Origin of the sequence: Herbaspirillum sp. AP02, assembly GCF_015767275.1 — a bacterium.
Lineage (GTDB): Bacteria > Pseudomonadota > Gammaproteobacteria > Burkholderiales > Burkholderiaceae_D > Herbaspirillum.
Window position 1 is genome coordinate 28,847 of record NZ_JADWMY010000008.1, and the last position, 16,622, is coordinate 45,468.

General features: G+C 64.0%; 17 protein-coding genes. 8 read left to right on the forward strand and 9 right to left on the reverse strand.

Features of this window, described 5'->3' with window-relative positions; translation table 11 throughout:
* The first annotated feature begins 169 nt into the window (after window positions 1-169).
* Both I5R65_RS16330 and I5R65_RS16335 read left to right on the forward strand, forming a co-directional pair.
* Entirely contained in the window at window positions 170-2,632 is a 2,463-nt protein-coding gene (locus I5R65_RS16330) for an acyl-CoA dehydrogenase (protein ID WP_180668909.1), read from the forward strand.
* Between the two features lie 44 nt (window positions 2,633-2,676).
* Complete coding sequence (locus I5R65_RS16335) at window positions 2,677-3,177, forward strand: nucleoside 2-deoxyribosyltransferase (RefSeq protein WP_180668910.1); 501 nt, start codon at window positions 2,677-2,679, stop codon at window positions 3,175-3,177.
* Between the two features lie 16 nt (window positions 3,178-3,193).
* Here the strand turns inward: I5R65_RS16335 and I5R65_RS16340 are convergent, their stop codons facing one another.
* The gene (locus I5R65_RS16340; RefSeq protein WP_180668911.1) at window positions 3,194-3,778 is read right to left on the reverse strand and encodes a peroxidase-related enzyme; all 585 of its coding nucleotides are present in this window, start codon (window positions 3,776-3,778) and stop codon (window positions 3,194-3,196) included.
* A 268-nt stretch (window positions 3,779-4,046) separates the two neighbouring features.
* On the opposite strand from I5R65_RS16340, the gene I5R65_RS16345 reads away from it, so the two are divergent.
* Both I5R65_RS16345 and I5R65_RS16350 read left to right on the forward strand, forming a co-directional pair.
* The gene (locus I5R65_RS16345) at window positions 4,047-4,673 is read left to right on the forward strand and encodes a PadR family transcriptional regulator (protein WP_180668912.1); all 627 of its coding nucleotides are present in this window, start codon (window positions 4,047-4,049) and stop codon (window positions 4,671-4,673) included.
* Between the two features lie 29 nt (window positions 4,674-4,702).
* Complete coding sequence (locus I5R65_RS16350; RefSeq protein WP_180668913.1) at window positions 4,703-5,005, forward strand: DUF3861 domain-containing protein; 303 nt, start codon at window positions 4,703-4,705, stop codon at window positions 5,003-5,005.
* Window positions 5,006-5,027: 22 nt separating this feature from the next.
* Here I5R65_RS16350 and sbcB read toward each other — a convergent pair whose 3' ends face one another.
* The 4 genes from sbcB to I5R65_RS16370 form a co-directional block, all read right to left on the reverse strand.
* Complete coding sequence (gene sbcB, locus I5R65_RS16355) at window positions 5,028-6,464, reverse strand: exodeoxyribonuclease I (protein ID WP_180668914.1); 1,437 nt, start codon at window positions 6,462-6,464, stop codon at window positions 5,028-5,030.
* A 158-nt stretch (window positions 6,465-6,622) separates the two neighbouring features.
* A complete protein-coding gene (locus I5R65_RS16360) occupies window positions 6,623-7,186 on the reverse strand; it encodes a hypothetical protein (RefSeq protein WP_231395203.1) in 564 nt (187 codons plus the stop codon).
* A gap of 291 nt (window positions 7,187-7,477) precedes the next feature.
* Window positions 7,478-8,080, reverse strand: coding sequence for a DUF3828 domain-containing protein (locus I5R65_RS16365; RefSeq protein ID WP_231395204.1), 603 nt, complete (start codon window positions 8,078-8,080; stop codon window positions 7,478-7,480).
* A 229-nt stretch (window positions 8,081-8,309) separates the two neighbouring features.
* Complete coding sequence (locus tag I5R65_RS16370) at window positions 8,310-8,612, reverse strand: antibiotic biosynthesis monooxygenase (RefSeq protein ID WP_180668916.1); 303 nt, start codon at window positions 8,610-8,612, stop codon at window positions 8,310-8,312.
* Window positions 8,613-8,960: 348 nt separating this feature from the next.
* On the opposite strand from I5R65_RS16370, the gene I5R65_RS16375 reads away from it, so the two are divergent.
* From I5R65_RS16375 to I5R65_RS16385, 3 genes are all read left to right on the forward strand, one after another.
* A complete protein-coding gene (locus tag I5R65_RS16375; protein WP_180668917.1) occupies window positions 8,961-10,256 on the forward strand; it encodes a solute carrier family 23 protein in 1,296 nt (431 codons plus the stop codon).
* A gap of 250 nt (window positions 10,257-10,506) precedes the next feature.
* Window positions 10,507-10,740 carry a hypothetical protein gene (locus tag I5R65_RS16380; RefSeq protein WP_180668918.1) on the forward strand — a complete coding sequence of 78 codons (234 nt, stop codon included), beginning with the start codon at window positions 10,507-10,509 and terminating at the stop codon, window positions 10,738-10,740.
* Window positions 10,741-10,857: 117 nt separating this feature from the next.
* A complete protein-coding gene (locus tag I5R65_RS16385; protein ID WP_180668919.1) occupies window positions 10,858-11,871 on the forward strand; it encodes a transporter in 1,014 nt (337 codons plus the stop codon).
* 32 nt (window positions 11,872-11,903) lie between these two features.
* Here the strand turns inward: I5R65_RS16385 and I5R65_RS16390 are convergent, their stop codons facing one another.
* Window positions 11,904-12,266, reverse strand: a complete 363-nt coding sequence (locus I5R65_RS16390; protein WP_180668920.1) for a hypothetical protein — start codon at window positions 12,264-12,266, stop codon at window positions 11,904-11,906.
* Between the two features lie 120 nt (window positions 12,267-12,386).
* Window positions 12,387-14,138, reverse strand: a complete 1,752-nt coding sequence (locus tag I5R65_RS16395) for a glutamine--tRNA ligase/YqeY domain fusion protein (protein ID WP_180668921.1) — start codon at window positions 14,136-14,138, stop codon at window positions 12,387-12,389.
* A gap of 303 nt (window positions 14,139-14,441) precedes the next feature.
* On the opposite strand from I5R65_RS16395, the gene I5R65_RS16400 reads away from it, so the two are divergent.
* Entirely contained in the window at window positions 14,442-14,582 is a 141-nt protein-coding gene (locus I5R65_RS16400) for a hypothetical protein (RefSeq protein ID WP_180668922.1), read from the forward strand.
* Between the two features lie 30 nt (window positions 14,583-14,612).
* On the opposite strand, the gene I5R65_RS16405 is transcribed toward I5R65_RS16400, so the two are convergent.
* Complete coding sequence (locus I5R65_RS16405) at window positions 14,613-15,419, reverse strand: LytTR family DNA-binding domain-containing protein (RefSeq protein WP_180668923.1); 807 nt, start codon at window positions 15,417-15,419, stop codon at window positions 14,613-14,615.
* Between the two features lie 24 nt (window positions 15,420-15,443).
* Window positions 15,444-16,586 carry a sensor histidine kinase gene (locus I5R65_RS16410; protein WP_180668924.1) on the reverse strand — a complete coding sequence of 381 codons (1,143 nt, stop codon included), beginning with the start codon at window positions 16,584-16,586 and terminating at the stop codon, window positions 15,444-15,446.
* Window positions 16,587-16,622: the final 36 nt, after the last annotated feature.

Consider the following 16,622-nt stretch of genomic DNA (forward strand, 5'->3'; position numbering starts at 1 on the left):
CGGCGCAGGCCACCGTTGCCCGATACCGGGATGCGCGCTTGGCGCTATTGGCATTCGGTGCCACACTGGCGGCACCAATCGCTGTACTCATCGCTGCACCGCCAGCGGCACCACTGGCTGCATCCGTGCACAACAAGCACGACAAGCACGACAACACAGGAGGCGACACATGATCATCTGGCTCATCCTTCTCATTGCAAGCGCACTGGCACTGATGATGGCGCGCGCCAGCGCCTGGGTCTGGCTGGTCGCCGAAGCGGTGCTGGTCTGGCTGGGGGGTGCCCTGGCCGATATCGACTGGCCGGTGCGGGTGCTGCTGGCGATCCTGTTCTTTACGCCGACCTTGCTGGTGGCGATCCGTTCGGTGCGGCAGTCGCTGATGACACGCCCGGCGCTGGACACCTTCGCCAGGGTCGCGCCGCGCATGTCGGACACCGAACGCGACGCCATCGAAGCCGGCACCGTCTGGTGGGATGCCGAGCTGTTCTCCGGCAAGCCGGACTGGGCGCGCCTGTTCATGCTGCCGCCGCCACGCCTCACGCCCGAGGAGCAGGCTTTCCTTGATCAGGAGGTCGAGCAGTTGTGCGCCATGGTCAGCGACTGGGATACCAGCGTGAAGACCCAGGACTTGCCGCCCGAGGCCTGGCAGTTCATCAAGGAACGTGGTTTCCTGGGCATGATCATTCCGCGCCAGTATGGCGGCAAGCAGTTCTCGGCCTATATGCATTCGCAGGTGGTGATGAAGCTGGCCTCACGCAGTTCGGCTGCGGCCATCGCGGTGATGGTGCCCAATTCGCTGGGGCCGGCCGAACTGCTGCTGCACTACGGTACCGAGGCGCAGAAGAACCACTACCTGCCACGCCTGGCACAGGGGCTGGAGATCCCCTGCTTCGCGCTCACCAGTCCGTATGCGGGTTCTGATGCGGCGGCCATTCCCGATATCGGCGTCGTCTGCAAGGGCATGCATGAGGGGCGCGAGACGCTGGGTTTCCGCGTCACCTGGAGCAAGCGCTACATCACCCTGGCGCCGATTGCCACCGTGCTGGGCCTGGCGTTCCGGGCACGCGATCCGCACGGTCTGCTGGGTAGCGCCCTGGAGCCCGGTATCACCTGCGCGCTGATCCCCACCGACCATCCTGGGGTGATCACCGGTCGTCGTCACTGGCCGCTCAATGCGGTGTTCCAGAATGGTCCGACCGAGGGGCGCGATGTCTTCATCCCGATCGAATGGGTGATTGGCGGCGTGGCCCAGGTCGGGCGCGGCTGGCGCATGCTGATGGAATGCCTGGCGGCGGGACGGGCGATCTCGCTGCCGTCTTCCAGCGTCGGTTTTTCCAAGATGGCGGTGCGCGGTACCAGCGCCTATGCCGCCATGCGGCGCCAGTTCAAGATCGAGATCGGCAAGTTCGAGGGCGTGCAGGAAGCGCTGGCGCGCATGGGCGGGCACCTCTACATGATGGATGCCACGCGCCGGTTGTCGGCGCTGGCGGTGGATGCGGGCGAAAAGCCGTCGGTGATCTCGGCCATCTCCAAGTACCACGTCACCGAGCGCGGGCGCATGGTGGTCAACGACGGCATGGATGTGATCGGTGGCAAGGGCATCTGCATGGGGCCAGGCAATTTCCTGGCGCGGGTGTACCAGCAGATTCCGATCGCCATCACGGTGGAGGGCGCCAACATCCTGACGCGCTGCCTGATCATTTTCGGCCAGGGGGCGATCCGTTGCCATCCCTATGTACTGCAGGAGCTGGCCGCCGCCTCGGAAGAGGATCGCGAACGCGCGGTGCAGGCCTTCGACCGGCTGCTGTTCGCGCACCTGTCCTTCGCGGCGGCCAATGCGGCGCGCAGCCTGGTGGGTGGCATCAGTGGTGGCTGGCTGTTGCCGGCGCCGTCACAGGCGGCGCATGCCACGCGCCGCTACTACCGCGCGGTGGTCCACCTGTCCTCGGCTTTTGCCTTGCTGACCGATGTCAGCATGGGGGTGCTGGGTGGCTCGCTCAAGTTCCGCGAGCGCATCTCGGCGCGGCTGGGTGACGTGCTTTCGCAGTTGTACCTGGTGTCGGCGGTGTTGAAGCGTTTCGAGGATGAAGGCCGTCAGGAAGCTGACCAGCCCTACGTCGACTGGTCGGTGCAGGATGCCCTGAACCGGGCGCAGGAAGCCATCATCGAGGTCTTGCACAACTTTCCCAATCGTCCGGTGGCGTTGCTGCTGCGGGTGCTGATCTTCCCGTTGGGGCTGCCCTATCGCAAGCCGTCGGATGTACTCGGCACGCTGGTGGCGCGTGCCATGCAGACCCCGGGCGAGAGCCGCGACCGGCTGGTGTCCGATGCCTACCTGCCGCGCGAGGGTGATCCACTGGCGTGCGGTGAGCAGGCTTTTGCACTGGTGCCGGTGGTGCAGCAGCTGGAGCAGCGGCTCAAGCCCGATATCAAGGACGGCAGGCTGCCGCCGATGCCTCAGAGCCTGCGCGAGCTGCCGGCCTGGAGTGCGTTGGCCCAGGAGCGCGGCCTGATCTCGCTGCAGGAGAAGGAAGCGCTGGATGCTTTCGCCCACTATGGGGACCTCTGCGTGCAGGTGGACGACTTTGCGGCCGACTTCGATCGGGCCCAGAACATGGCAGACGCTTCCTAGTTGGCGTAAGCTGCCGGGTCTGGATGACTCCCACAGGATGAAGCATGACCCGACAGCCCCGCATCTACCTCGCCGGTCCCGATGTCTTCGCGCGCGACTATGCCGCGCACAAGGCGCGCATCAAGCAATGGTGCGGTGAGCTGGGCTTGCTGGCCCTGTGTCCGGGCGATGATGAGGTACAGGGGGAGAGCAAGTCCGAGATCGCCCGGCGCATCTACGAAATCAATGTGGCCCTGATCGATTCGGCCGATGGCGTGGTGGCCAATGTGCGCGATTTTCGCGGCCACGAGCCGGATTCGGGTACGGTCTTCGAGATCGGCTATGCGGTCGGGCGCGGCAAGAAGGTGTGGTGCTACAACACGCCGGCGCTGGATCTGCTGGCCCAGGTGCCGCAGGGCGAACCCGGTTACTGTCGCGACGGCATGCAGATCGAGGACTTCGGCCTACCGCGCAACCTGATGCTGGCGCATGCCGCCGAACTGGTGCAGGGCGATCTGCGCGCCTGCCTGGAGCAGGTGGCGCGCTGGCACGCCGGGCGGCGCTGAGCGCGCCCCGCCGTCATCATTGCAAGGGTAGGCGCCCCATCAGGTAGAACTCTTCATTGGGACGCATGCTGGTCACATTAGCCAGTCGGTTCGACATGCCGAAGAAGGCCGCGATGGCCGCAATATCCCAGGCTTCCTCCTCCCCCCAGCCCTGCTCCCTGAGCCGGGCGAAATCTTCCTCGTTGACGGCCCAGGCGCTGGCCGACACCTTCATGGCGAAATCCAGCATGGCCTTCTGCTGCAGGCTGATGTCGGCCTTGCGGTAGTTGATCGCGACCTGGTCGGCCAGCAAGGGGTCTTTGGCGCGAATGCGCAGGATCGCGCCATGCGCCACCACGCAGTACTGGCACTGGTTGGCGTTGCTGGTGGCGACCACGATCATTTCGCGCTCGGCCTTGGTGAGCTTGCCGGGCTTGTCCATCAGGGCATCGTGATAGGCGAAGAAGGCGCGGAATTCGTCGGGCCGGTGCGCCAGTACCAGGAAGACGTTGGGGATGAAGCCTGACTTTTCCTGCACCGCGAGGATGCGATGGCGGATGTCCTCGGGAAGCTCGTCCAGTTCGGGAATGGGGAAGCGGCCGATGGGGGCGGTCGGGGTCATGTGGGTCTCCTGTTGTGGTGGTAGGCAGGGCGGTGGATGCCCCGGACACAACATAGCACTTCTTCCGTGCGCTCAATGTCGCCAGGCTGACGGTGAAGCCTTTTGCTTCAGAGCTTGATCATAAGAAATGAAAATATGTTTAAGATATATCTTGAAATATTCAGATTAAAGATATATCTTGGCTATATCGATCGACATGCAGCGTGCGTCAGTCGCTGCCCTCAGGGCCTGTGAACAGGCCCTGGCAAACCGACAAGAAGGAAACACCATGTTCAAGCATTTATTCGGCCACCACGGCCAACCCGGCCACGGCCCCATGCACCAGCGCCACGACCGTCCACACCATGGCGGCGGCATGTTCGATGAAGAAGGCCATCGCGGCTACCACGGGCCGCGTGGCCGCGAGGGGGGCGGTGGTGGCGGTCGCGGTGCGCGCATGTTCGAACAGGGCGCACTGCGTATTGTGATGTTGCACCTGTTGCAGGAAAAACCGCGCCACGGCTACGACATGATCAAGGCCATCGAGCAGTTGGTCGGCGGTGGCTACAGCCCCAGCCCGGGCGTGATCTATCCGACCCTGACCCTGCTGGAAGAAATGGGCCATGCCTCGGTACAGGGTGAGGAGGGCGGCAAGAAGCTCTACACCATCAGCGCCGAGGGCCGCACGCATCTGGAAGAGAAGGAAAACGCCGAGGTGTTGCAGCAGGTGCTGCACAAGTTCGAACTGCGTCGCCAGGAACGTCCGGATGCCGATTCGCCGGAACTGCGCCGGGCGGTCCAGAACTTCCGCATGGCGCTGCATACGCGCCTGGCCAAGGGCAAGCTGGAGCAGCAAGAACTGCATGCCATCATCGACATCATCGATCGCGCCGCCGTCGCGGTGGAGCGGGCCTGAGCCCCAAAGAAGCAAGCAAGGAGAGCAACATGAAGGAACATCGCTACCGTATCACCCTGGAACACCTGGCCACGGCGTCGGAGGGGCAGACGCTGCATGAGCCCATCAGTTTTGAGGCCGGTAACCATGACGATATCTTCAGTATCGTCGAGCGCCTGCGCGGCAATGGCCAGTTCGACAGCGATACCAGCGCGCAGCTGGCGCTGGGGCTGAAACTGTTTTCCGAGGTGATGCTGAAGAACCGCAAGCATCCCCTGTTCGAAGACATCCAGCCGGCCCTGCGCGACTTCATCATGAAGTTGAAGGCGCAGGGCAAGGCCACCGCAGAATAAAGCGCGTCGGCCAGCGCTGGCCTTACCGATTGGCCGGCGCAATCATCTCCGCATAGTCGTAGAGCGCACCCAGGATGTCCTGGGTGCGTTCGTCGTCTGCCTGCTCCTGCAATTGGTCGATCTGTTCGAACAACTGGGCGATGGTGCGGGCGCCGCCGGCACCGTCGAACAGGCGGGCAGCACGATGCTCTTCCCAGTGCTGGGCTTCGTCGGGACGCAGGGTCTCGGGGAAGTTGCGGGCGCGATAGCGGAACAGGATTTCGTTGAGGCGCATATCGTCGAAGGACATGCTGGCCTCGGCCAGGGCGGCTGGTGCCAGGGCGCGCAGCTGCGTCAGCTGGCGCCGGTCGCCGTTGCCGATGAAGCCGCCGTAGAGGTCTTCGTCCACGTCGGGCCGTTCTTCGCCCTCGCGCTGGTAGACCTGGCGCCACAGCGAAGACAGGTCGGGCAGGGCGGCGGCGTGTTCGGCATGGCGCAGGGCGGTATCGACGTCGATGCCCAGGGCCGCGGCGCGTTCGGCGCTGAGGGTCTTGAGGCTGCCCACCAGCATGGGCGACTTGTTCAGGTGGATGCTCTTGACCGGCAGGCGTTCGACGCCCTCAGGCAGGTCATCGCGCCGGGTGAACATGCGCATGCGCACGGTGGCGGCGTCCAGGCCGGCCAGTTCGGCGGGGTCGTAGCCGAGGTCCCAGGCGATCACTTCATTCTTGTTGGTGGGATGCATGCCCAGCGGCCACATCAGCGCCAGGCAACCCTGCGCCACCGGGAACATGCCGGAGACATGCAGGAAGGGCTTGGCCGCCGGCAGGCCGATCTCGGCAGCCGCCTTATCCTTCTTGTGCAGGGCCAGGGCGAAGTCGAACAGGCGTGGGTTGTGCTGGCGGATCAGGCGTGCCAGCGCGATGGTGGCGCGCACGTCGGAGAGGGCATCGTGGGCGGCTTCGTGCAGCAGGCCATTGGCCTTGGAGAGGTGTTCCAGCTTGAAGCTGATGCTGCCGTCTTCCTTGGTCGGCCACTGTATGCCTTCCGGGCGCAGGGCATAGGTCAGGCGCACCACGTCCAGCAGGTCCCAGCGGCCGCAGCCGTTGGCCCATTCGCGGGCATAGGGATCGATCAGGTTGCGCCAGAACATGAAGCGGGTGACTTCATCGTCGAAGCGGATGGTGTTGTAGCCCACGCCGATGGTGCCGGGCTCGCCCAGGGCCTGCTCGATCTGCGCGGCGAATGCGTGTTCGGGGAGGCCGTGCTCCAGGCAGTGCTGCGGGGTGATGCCGGTGATCAGGCAGGACACCGGGTCAGGCAGGTAGTCCGGGGCCGGCTTGCAATAGATCATGATGGGTTCGCCGATCTCGTTGAGTTCGGCGTCGGTGCGTACGGCGGCGAACTGCGCGGGACGGTCACGGCGCGGCACGGCGCCAAAGGTTTCGTAGTCGTGCCAGAGGAAGGTGTGATTGGACATCGCGGCGGGCTTCTATGGGAATCGCGCGATTATAGGCCCTAAAGCCTGGTGCCTTGTGGCATGCGCGCCGTGATCAGTGCGCATGCCCATGCCATTGCTGACGTTTTCTCGAACGATGCCGAGGACCGGCCGCGAGGAGGGCAGCAAGGACGGCAGTGTTACTGCAAGGCTGGCGTATCGCGCTTGAGCACCTTGCGCATCGCATCCTGCAAGGTGCCGCTGCGCATGGGCGGGTTGTCGCCGGCATACTGGATGTTGTCGATCACCCAGCCGCGGGCGTCGCGGGTCAGGGTCAGGCGGTCGGTCCATTTGGCGGGAGATTGCAGTTTGGCATCGCTGAAGATCAGTTCTACCGTGCAGGTAGCGTCACGTTCCTGGGCTTCGCACTGAACCACGCGGAAGGTTGAGGCTCCGTTCGGATTGCCGGTGAACAGGTCGCCCTGCACCAGGGGCGGCAGCGGCTCGGCATCGGGATCGGCCGCCAGATCGGCGGCAGCCTGGGCGGCGCGGGCTTCCTGGGCCACCGAGACATCCTTGAGCAGGTCGAATAGCGATACCGACAGGTAGCTGCGGAAGGTGATCAGTTCCGACAGCGTCAGCGCCCCGGTGGGGCGGGCTGCAGCATGCGCCTGGTAGAACTCCGTGACCATTTCCTTGGCTTTGCCTTCTTCATTGGCCGTGCACGCTGCCAGCAACAGGCTGGCGGCGGCGAAGAGTGTCATACCGATCCGCTTCAATCTGATTCTCCCTGTGCCGTGGTCGCATGCGTGGTAGGGGTCACATGCGGCCGACGGCCTGTTGATCTGTTATCTCGTTGCCATGCTGTCATCACTGGGTACCGCCGTTCGCGTGGGCAGACCGACAAGCATTCCCGGTGGCAAGCTTACGCCTCCCGGCTCGGCAGGAAGGCCCGAAACACATCGCCAAAAGGCTGCCAATTCGCTGCAAATCCCGCCGTGAAGGATGCCGGCGAGGCGTACCGGCTCGCGCTGGATTACAGCTGCAGGGACGCCTTATTCGGTCTGCTGGATGGCGTCGCTGAGGTTGTCGGTGAGGTATTCGCGCTGGGAGGACTGGTCGTTGCCGATGAATTCGATGTCATCGATGCGCCATTGGCGGTTTTCGCGTACCAGCAGGATCTTGTCGTTCCAGGATTCGTCGCTGCCGGATTGCTGGTAGCGGAAGGCGACCTGGCAGGCGGCGCGGTCCTGTTCGCTGTCGCAGGACTGGACGGCGAAGGAGGTGGCGCCTTCGTAGAGCGAGGTGAAGAGGTCGCCCTCGACGATGGGGGCCGCCTGCGCGCCGGCGGCGGCCTGGTAGCGGGCATCGGCGGCTTCGGCCCGGGTCAGCAGGCTGTAGAGGGCGCGGCTGACCAGCGGTTCGAACTGCTTGAGTTCATCGGCCGAGGGCAGGCCGGGGGCATTGTGCTTGAGGTGGATGCGGTAGAAGTCGCCGACCACTTCGGCCTGCTGCTGTTCGTCGCCGCTGAAGTTGTTGCAGCCGGACAGGGTCAGCAGCACACCCAGCGCGACGGCGCCGGCACCGTTGCGCAGTGCGTGGGTGGAAGAGGATGCGGCGGCGGGTGAGGGCGGGGCGAGATGGTGCAAGGTGGTCATCCTGGTGTTCCTGGCGCCGGGTCTTGCCCGGTGCTCGTGTCATGGCGGCACATGCCGCGAAGAGGGCGCTGTGCCCGGGTACGGCCTGATGCAGGGTTGATGCTCTTGGGTCTGCCCGGTTAGTCCGGGACGAGTCGCAAACGTTCCGCAGCGCCCCGGTTGGAGGCGCTGCGGGGTGGCGCTGCCGGGAGTCGATGCCGGCAGGTGCTGCCGGTCATCGAGGGTGGGCTCAGACCGATTCGGTCAGCAGGGAGAAGTGTTCGACCTGCGGGGCGCCGGCAAAGAAGGGGCCGACGATGCCGCGCCATTCGGTAAAGGCGGGCGATTCGCGGAAGTCCACGGTATGGTTTTCCAGGGTGGCCCAGTACACCATGAGCAGGTAGCGTTCTGGCGATTCGATGCCCTTTTGCACCTTGTGGCCGAGATAGCCGGTGGCCTTGCTGATGGTCTGCGCCAGGCCGCGCTGGATGGCTTCGTCGAATTCGGCTTGCTTGCCGGGTTGGATGCGGATGTCCGCCAGTTCCAGGATCATGTGGTTCTCCATTGTGCACTGCATAGTCGAGGGTGGCCGCCGGCGCCGTGGTGCGTCGGCGGGCCGCACGATTATCACATTTTCCCCGGAGGCCGGCGTTCAATGGAATTTGTGGTCGGCTGAAAAGCTTTCACGCGCTGCCTGCGGTGGCCTGTTTTGGGGCGTCGTCATGGTGCGCTCGGGTTTTTTGCACCGTCTGGCGGCAAGCGGTTCGGCAGCCGAAATCCTTTACGGATTTATTTTGCGTCCACGCGCTGCAGCAATTGTTATTTGTGGCGCCGCTCAATACACTAGCTCCCGTTTCATCCACCCAAAAATCAAAACAAATCCACAACGAAAGGGATCTCCATGTCGGGTTCGTATTTCCCCCAATGGCGACTGCGCCAAAGCACCAGTGACGGCCAGGGCGCCGTGATCGCCGCCGACGAGCGGCTGCCTGCGCCACAGACCCTGGCCATGGGCGTGCAGCACGTGGTGGCCATGTTTGGTTCGACCGTGCTGGCGCCGCTGCTCATGGGGTTCGATCCCAACCTGGCGATCCTGATGTCCGGCGTCGGTACCCTGCTGTTCTTCCTGCTGGTGGGCGGCCGCGTGCCGAGCTACCTGGGGTCCAGCTTTTCCTTCATCGGCCTGGTCATTGCCGTGACCGGTTATGCCGGTTCCGGTGCCAATGCCAACCTGGGCGTGGCGCTGGGCGGCATCATCGCCTGCGGTGCGGTGTATGCGGTGATCGGCCTGATCGTGGCCGGCGTCGGTACCCGCTGGATCGAGTCGCTGATGCCGCCGGTGGTGACCGGCGCCGTGGTGGCGGTGATCGGTCTGAACCTGGCGCCGATCGCCGTCAAGGGCGTCTCGGGCAGCAACTTCGACAGCTGGATGGCGCTGGCCACCGTGCTGTGCGTGGGGGGTGTCGCGGTGTTTGCGCGTGGCATGCTGCAGCGCCTGCTGATCCTGGTCGGGCTGTTGCTGGCCTATGTGCTGTACGCGGTGCTGGCCAATGGCATGGGCCTGGGCAAGCCGATCGACTTTGCCAGCGTGGCGAATGCCGCCTGGTTCGGCGTGCCGCACTTTGCCACGCCGGTGTTCCAGGGCGGCGCGATGGCCTTGCTGGCGCCGGTGGCGATCATCCTCGTGGCCGAGAACCTGGGTCACATCAAGGCCGTCTCGGCCATGACCGGCCAGAACCTGGACCGCTACATCGGTCGCGCCTTCATCGGCGACGGCCTGGCGACCATGCTCTCGGGCAGCGTCGGCGGCACCGGCGTGACCACCTATGCCGAGAATATTGGCGTGATGGCCGTGACCAAGATCTATTCCACCCTGGTATTTGTGGTGGCGGCGGTGATCGCCATCCTGCTGGGCTTCTCGCCCAAGTTCGGCGCGGTGATCCTGACCATCCCCGGGGCCGTGCTGGGCGGTGTATCGATCGTGGTGTTCGGCCTGATTACCGTGTCCGGCGCCCGCATCTGGGTCGAGAACAAGGTCGATTTCTCCAACAATACCAACCTGATCGTGGCGGCCGTGACGCTGGTGCTGGGCGCGGGCGATTTCACCCTCAAGCTGGGTGGCTTCGCGCTGGGCGGCATCGGTACCGCCACCTTCGGGGCGATCATCCTGCATGCGCTGCTCAAGCGTCGGGGGTGATGGCATCCTGACAAGTCGCGTTGGCAGGCGCGGGCCGGCCGGTCCTGGTGACCGGCCTTGATGTTCTGATATGGCGGAGATTTTGTGAAAATTTCCGTTGAGCAATCTCTGTTTGCTGTCTATACTTTGGCGCGTTGCAGCGTAGTGTCGCCGCCATGGCCCCGGGGGGCCGGGCAGGAGGCCGGGACAGCCTGCTGCACATCGTCGGGCCAGGTCTCTTGCCGGGCTCGCTTATCAGGGGAATCACCGCATGAACTCCGCCATCCGCCTGCCAGCCTTGCTGTGCATCGCCCTTCCTTTGCTGTCGGCCTGCGACGCCCTGGCCGGCAAGAAGGACTACGCTTACTTCCGCCAGCATATGGACGAGGCCAAGTCGGCCGCCGACCAGTGCCAGCTCAATGGCACCTCGGGCATGAACCCGGCCCAGATCAAGGTCTGCGAAGCCGCCCGCGAAGCCTGGGCCAATCGCAACTTCAACTATTGATCGGCTGAGGCGGCCCGGGACGCGCCATGGGCACCGTCACGGCGCTGTCACAAATATGTCAAAGACGGTCGTTAGAATGCGGGGTTTTCGATTGCCCTCTTCCCTGACTGGCCGCTCATGCACAATCCGCCGGATACGCCGCAAGCCTTGCACCTGCTCTACGAGCCGGCCGGATTCATCTGTTCCTTCCGTTTCGAGGAGGGCCGTGCCCGCCAGATGAACTGGAACGAGGTGGTCGACTATCATCCGGTCGCCCCCGCGTTCACCTGGCTGCATGTGAAGACGGCCGACGTCAAGATCCAGCAATGGCTGGCGCATCATAGCGATATCCCCGAATACATCACCGAATTCCTGCTCAGCAGCGATACCCATCCGGGCCTGCATGCCACGCCCGACGGCGTCTACGGCACGCTGACCGACATGAAGATGGAGATCGGCGACACCGGCACCGAGAAGGGGGGACTGCATTTCTACCTGGACCGCACCCGCCTCTTGACGCTGCGCACCCAGCCGCTGATTTCCACCAACATGCTGCGCCAGAAGGTGCTGGACGGTGGCGATTTCGACAATCCCATGGACCTCTTCGCCGAGCTGCTGCGGTGCCTGGCCGATGGTTTCAATGCGCGTCTGGACAAGCTCAACGACAAGGTGGACGACATCGAGTTTTCGGTGCTGTCGGACCGCCGGGCCGAAGACCGCGCCGAGCTCTCCGGCATCCGTCGCCAATTGGCCGAACTGCGTCGCTTCATCGCGCCGGAACGCCGCATCCTGGCGCAATTCCAGCGACTGCGCCCGTCCTGGGTGCCGCGCGAGGCGCTGGAAGACCTGACCCATGCCCTGGACGAGCTCAATGAGCTGCATTCCACCGTGGAAGCGGTCTACGAGCGCGCCAAGCTGCTGCAGGAAGAGATCGCCTCGCAGATGTCGGAGCAGATGAACCGCAACCTGATGGCGCTATCGATCCTGACCGCGCTGTTGATGCCGGCCACGCTGGTGTCGGGGATTTTCGGGATGAACGTGGCAGGTCTGCCGGGCCTGCATGACGAGACCTCGTTCTGGATCGTGATGGGATTGATGGGCGGCCTCGGCGTGGCGACCGTGGCCTTCCTGAGGTGGATGAAGATCTTCTGAGGGAAGATCTTCCCGGTCACGCTCCAGGTACTTCAGTCGCGTCCGGCCATGGCTTCTTCGCTTTCGCGGATCAGCTTGTCGATGTCCAGGTTGTCCACCGCTTCCACCCGCAGCGACAGCGGGCGCCACAGCGAGTACAGCCACAGGCCGATGGTGCAGAGCGTGCCCAGGAACAGGGTGATGAAGCCTGATAGGAACAGGCCGATGAAGGGCGAGGCGATCAGGCCGTCATAGCCGATCAGGTGCTTGCCATCCCAGGTGATGGTCTGGGCGCCGAATAACGACAATACCCCCATCAGGGTGGAAAACGGCACCAGCGAAAACGTGGTGCCGATGGCCAGCAACTTGTAGATGGACGCCATCGACATGCGCTGGATCTTGATCTGCTCGAACATGAGCCTTCCCCTTGCTCGTCCGCGTGGACATGTCCACACCGCTGCGCCCTCCCGTGCACGGACGGCGTAGCGCAGTGCGCCGCCCGCGTGGCCTTGCGGCCGGTTCCCCGGATATCCGGATTATTTGCCCCAGCTGTCCTTGAGCGTGACCGCGCGATTGAAGATCGGCTGGCCTTCGGTCGAGTCGACACGATCGGCCACGAAATAGCCGTGGCGTTCGAACTGGTAGATCTCGCCCGGCTTGGCGTTCTTCAGGGTCGGTTCCAGGTAGGCGGTGATGATTTCCTTGGAGCTCGGATTCAGGGCCGCCAGGAAGTCCTTGCCGCCGGCATCCGGATGCGGGTCCGAGAAGAGGCGGTCATACAGGCGCACTTCGGTGGCCAGGGCGTGGTCCGCGCTGACCCAGTGCAGGTTGCCCTTGACCTTGTAGTTGGAGCTGCCTTCGGTGCCGCTCTTGCTGTCTTCGAAATAGTTGCAGTGGACCGCGACGACGTTGCCGTGCTCGTCCTTGTCGCAGCCGGTGCACTCGACCACGTAGCCGTAGCGCAGGCGCACCTTGTTGCCCGGGAAGAGACGGAAGTAACCCTTGGTCGGCTCCTCCATGAAGTCTTCGCGTTCGATCCACAGTTCCCGGGTGATGGGGAAGTGGCGGTGCGCGGTGTCGTGTTCCGGGTGCGCCGGCGGATAGACCGGGGCGCTGCAATCGATGGACACGCCTTCGGGGAAGTTGTCGATGATCAGCTTCAGCGGGCGCAGCACGGCCACCGCGCGCGGGGCCTTGGGGTCGAGGTCTTCGCGCAGCGCGCCTTCGAGCACGCTGAAGTCGATCCAGCTGTTGTTCTTGGAGGCACCGGTGCGGTCGCACATCAGACGGATCGCTTCCGGGGTATAGCCGCGACGGCGCAGGCCGACGATGGTGGGCATGCGCGGGTCGTCCCAGCCGGAGACGATCTTTTCATCGACCAGCTGGCGCAGCTTGCGCTTGCTGGTGATGATGTAGGTCAGGTTCAGGCGGGCGAATTCATACTGGTGCGGCAGCGGCTTCTTGAAGAAACCTTCCTCGGCCAGTTGCTCCAGCAGCCAGTCGTAGAAGGGGCGCTGGTCTTCGAACTCCAGGGTGCAGATGGAGTGGGAGATGTTTTCCAGCGCGTCCTCGATCGGATGCGCGAAGGTGTACATCGGGTAGACACGCCACTTGTCGCCGGTGTTGTGGTGGGTGGCATGGCGGATGCGGTAGATGGCCGGATCGCGCAGGTTCATGTTGGGGCTGGCCATGTCGATCTTGGCGCGCAGGATCAGGGAGCCGTCGGGGTGCTTGCCGTCGCGCATTTCGTCGAACAGGCGCAGCGATTCGTCCGCCGGGCGGTCGCGCCAGGGGGAATTCTTGCCGGGTTCGGTGAGGGTGCCGCGGTTCTCGCGCATCTGCTCGGCGTTCTGCTCGTCCACATAGGCCAGGCCCTTGCGGATCAGGGCCTGGGCGCAGGCGTACATGACGTCGAAATAGTTGCTGGCGTAGTACAGGTGCGACTTGCCTTCGTGCTCCCAGGAGAAGCCCAGCCACTTGACCGAGTCGAGGATGGTGTCGACGTATTCCTGTTCTTCCTTTTCGGGATTGGTGTCGTCGAAACGCATGTGGCAGCGGCCGGCGTAGTCGGCGGCCAGGCCGAAGTTCAGGCAGATCGACTTGGCGTGGCCGATGTGCAGGTAGCCGTTGGGCTCGGGCGGAAAACGGGTCACCACCTGCGGCAGGGTCTCGCCCTGACCGTTGCTGCGCTCGGCGTAGGTGCCGGAAACCAGATCGGATTCGATGATGCCGCGCAGGAAATTGGTGGAGGGGGCAGGGGTGTGACCGTTTTTCAGTTCGTTGCTCATGGGTTGAATCGGGAGGAATGCCTGTTTATTCAGATGGCAAGCATTTTACCGCAGGTGCCCGGTTTCAACGGGCTTTGCGGCTGCCAGGCTGAGAATTTTTGCCAGGAGACAACGCATTGTCTAGCTTGACGAGCGGCGTGATTGCCTTGGGGGACATTTTTCTTGTTACACAAGATACGGGTGGGAATTACCTGTCAGGGAGGGCGGCTGGCAATCTGCTCCCATGACTTGGCAGCCTGCCTGGTCAAGTGAACATTCGGTACCCATTTTGAATATGGGCGGACAAAAAAAAGGAGCGCAATCATGAAGCGATTGATCAAGCTGGTCGTGGCCGCCAGCGTGGCGGCGGCCACCCTCTCGGCCTGCGTGGTGGTGCCGGTGGGCCCGCCGCAACCGCACTATTACCGTCCTTATTACGGCCCGGGGTATTACTACGGCCGCTGATGTTCTTGATGTTCTGTGACCACCCTCGGTCTACATCTGCCTGAACAGATGCGCGAACAGGCGGCTCACCGGCAGCTGCTGGCCATCAGGGCGGTCCTGCAGGGTGAGCCACAGCTTGCCCGCTTCGTCGCGCTGCGCGGTCTGTATCTGACGGGCCTGGACCACGATGCCGCGATGGACCTGCCAGAACTGCTGCGGGTCCAGTTGCGGGATCAGCTCCCGCAGGCTGGTACGGATCAGGGCCTCGCCCTCGGCGGTGACCACATTGACGTATTTGTCGGTGGCTTCGAAGTACAGCACCTCCTGCACCGGGATCATTCTCACCCGACTGCCCACGGCGGCGCGGATGAAGTCCAGTCGTGGCGGCTTGTCGCCGGGGGCAGGCAGGGCCAGCTCACGCAACTGCGCCAGGGCGTGCTCCAGATGGGCTTCCTGGCTGGTGGCGGCGCGCTGGGTCAGCAAGCTTTGCAGGCGGCTGATCGTCACCGCCAGGCGCTCCCGGGAGACCGGTTTGAGCAGGTAATCGACGGCGGCGCGTTCAAATGCCTGCACGGCATAGTCGTCATAGGCCGTCACGAACACCAGCAGCGGGAAGGGCCGCTGCGCCGGCCATTCCTCCCCCAGTTGCGCCGCCACTTCCAGCCCGCTGAGTCCGGGCATCCTGATATCCAGAAACAGTACATCGGGCAGGGTCGCCAGCGTCAGCTCCAGCGCCTCGATGCCATTGGCTGCCAGTTGCGGCGGCGCCAGCGCCGGCCAGGTCTGGGCCAGCGCCTGTCGCAGCGCCTGGGCCAGCAGGGGTTCGTCTTCGGCGATCAGTGCTGTGGGGGCGGCCATGATGGCTCCTGAGTGAAGGTTTCTTCAGGCGTCGAGGGCGCGGTTGCCGCGCCTGGTGCGATGGGCGCTCTTGAGCGCCTTCAGCGGGATGGTGACCTGCGCCATGGCGCCGGCCGGCACATTGTGCGTGATGATCAGTTCGGCCAGCGGACCGTAGAGCGTGACCAGGCGTTCGCGGATATTGTCCAGGCCGAAATGCATGCCGATCACCGGTTCTTTCTGTGGTGGCGGCTGGTTCAGGCTGATGCTGGTGGGCAGGCCGACGCCGGTATCGAGCACGCTCAGCACCAGCATGTCGTTGTGCACGGCGGCGCGCACGGTGCAGTTGCCACCGTCGACCTTGGGTTCCAGGCCGTGCTTGATGGCGTTTTCGACCAGGGGCTGCAGCAGCATCGGGGCCAGCCTGAGGCGGCCCAGGTGTTCCGGCAATTGCAGGGTGTAGGACAGGCGCATGCCCATGCGCAGCGACATCAATCCCAGATAGGCCTTGATCAGGTCGAATTCCTTTTGCAACGAGGTGCTGTCGGCGCGCGAGGCCGACAGGGTGGTGCGCAGGTATTGCACCAGCTGGTTGAGCATCAGCTCGGCCTGCAGCGGATCGGTGCTGATCAGCGACTGCAGCGTGGCCAGGGTATTGAACAGCATGTGCGGTTCGATCTGGGCCTGCAGCATCTGCAGCTGGGCCTGCACGGCCTGCTTCTCGACCTGGGTGGCGTGGGCTTCCAGGGCGGCCATCTTCTGCCGGTTCCAGAAGAACAGGGTGGCGCCGAAGCAGACCAGGAAGGTCAGCACGATGACTGCAATGATGTTGTCGCTGTGCTCGGGCACCAGGCTCAGGATGGGCTGGTCCATCAGCAGGCTGGCCAGCACGCGGCCCAGCAATACCGCCAGCGGCGCCATCACCACGATCACCAGCAGCATGCCCAGCTTGTTCGGCGCGTCATTGCCCCACAGCAGTAGCCGGCTGCCGTTGATGAACAGCATGGCGAGCAGGCCGATGCACATCGAGACCTGCAGGTTTTCATAGAAGCTGCCGCCGATGCGCAGCAGGTAGGTGACGGCCAGCGCGCACAGCAGGTTGATTACCAGCGTGGGCAGCAAAGCCAGCGCCAGTTCGCGCAGCAGCAGGAGCAGGCGGGGTGGGACGGAAGTATCGTGTTGGGTCATGCGTTCCTGGGAGAGTGCAAACAAGCGGCCGAGCGG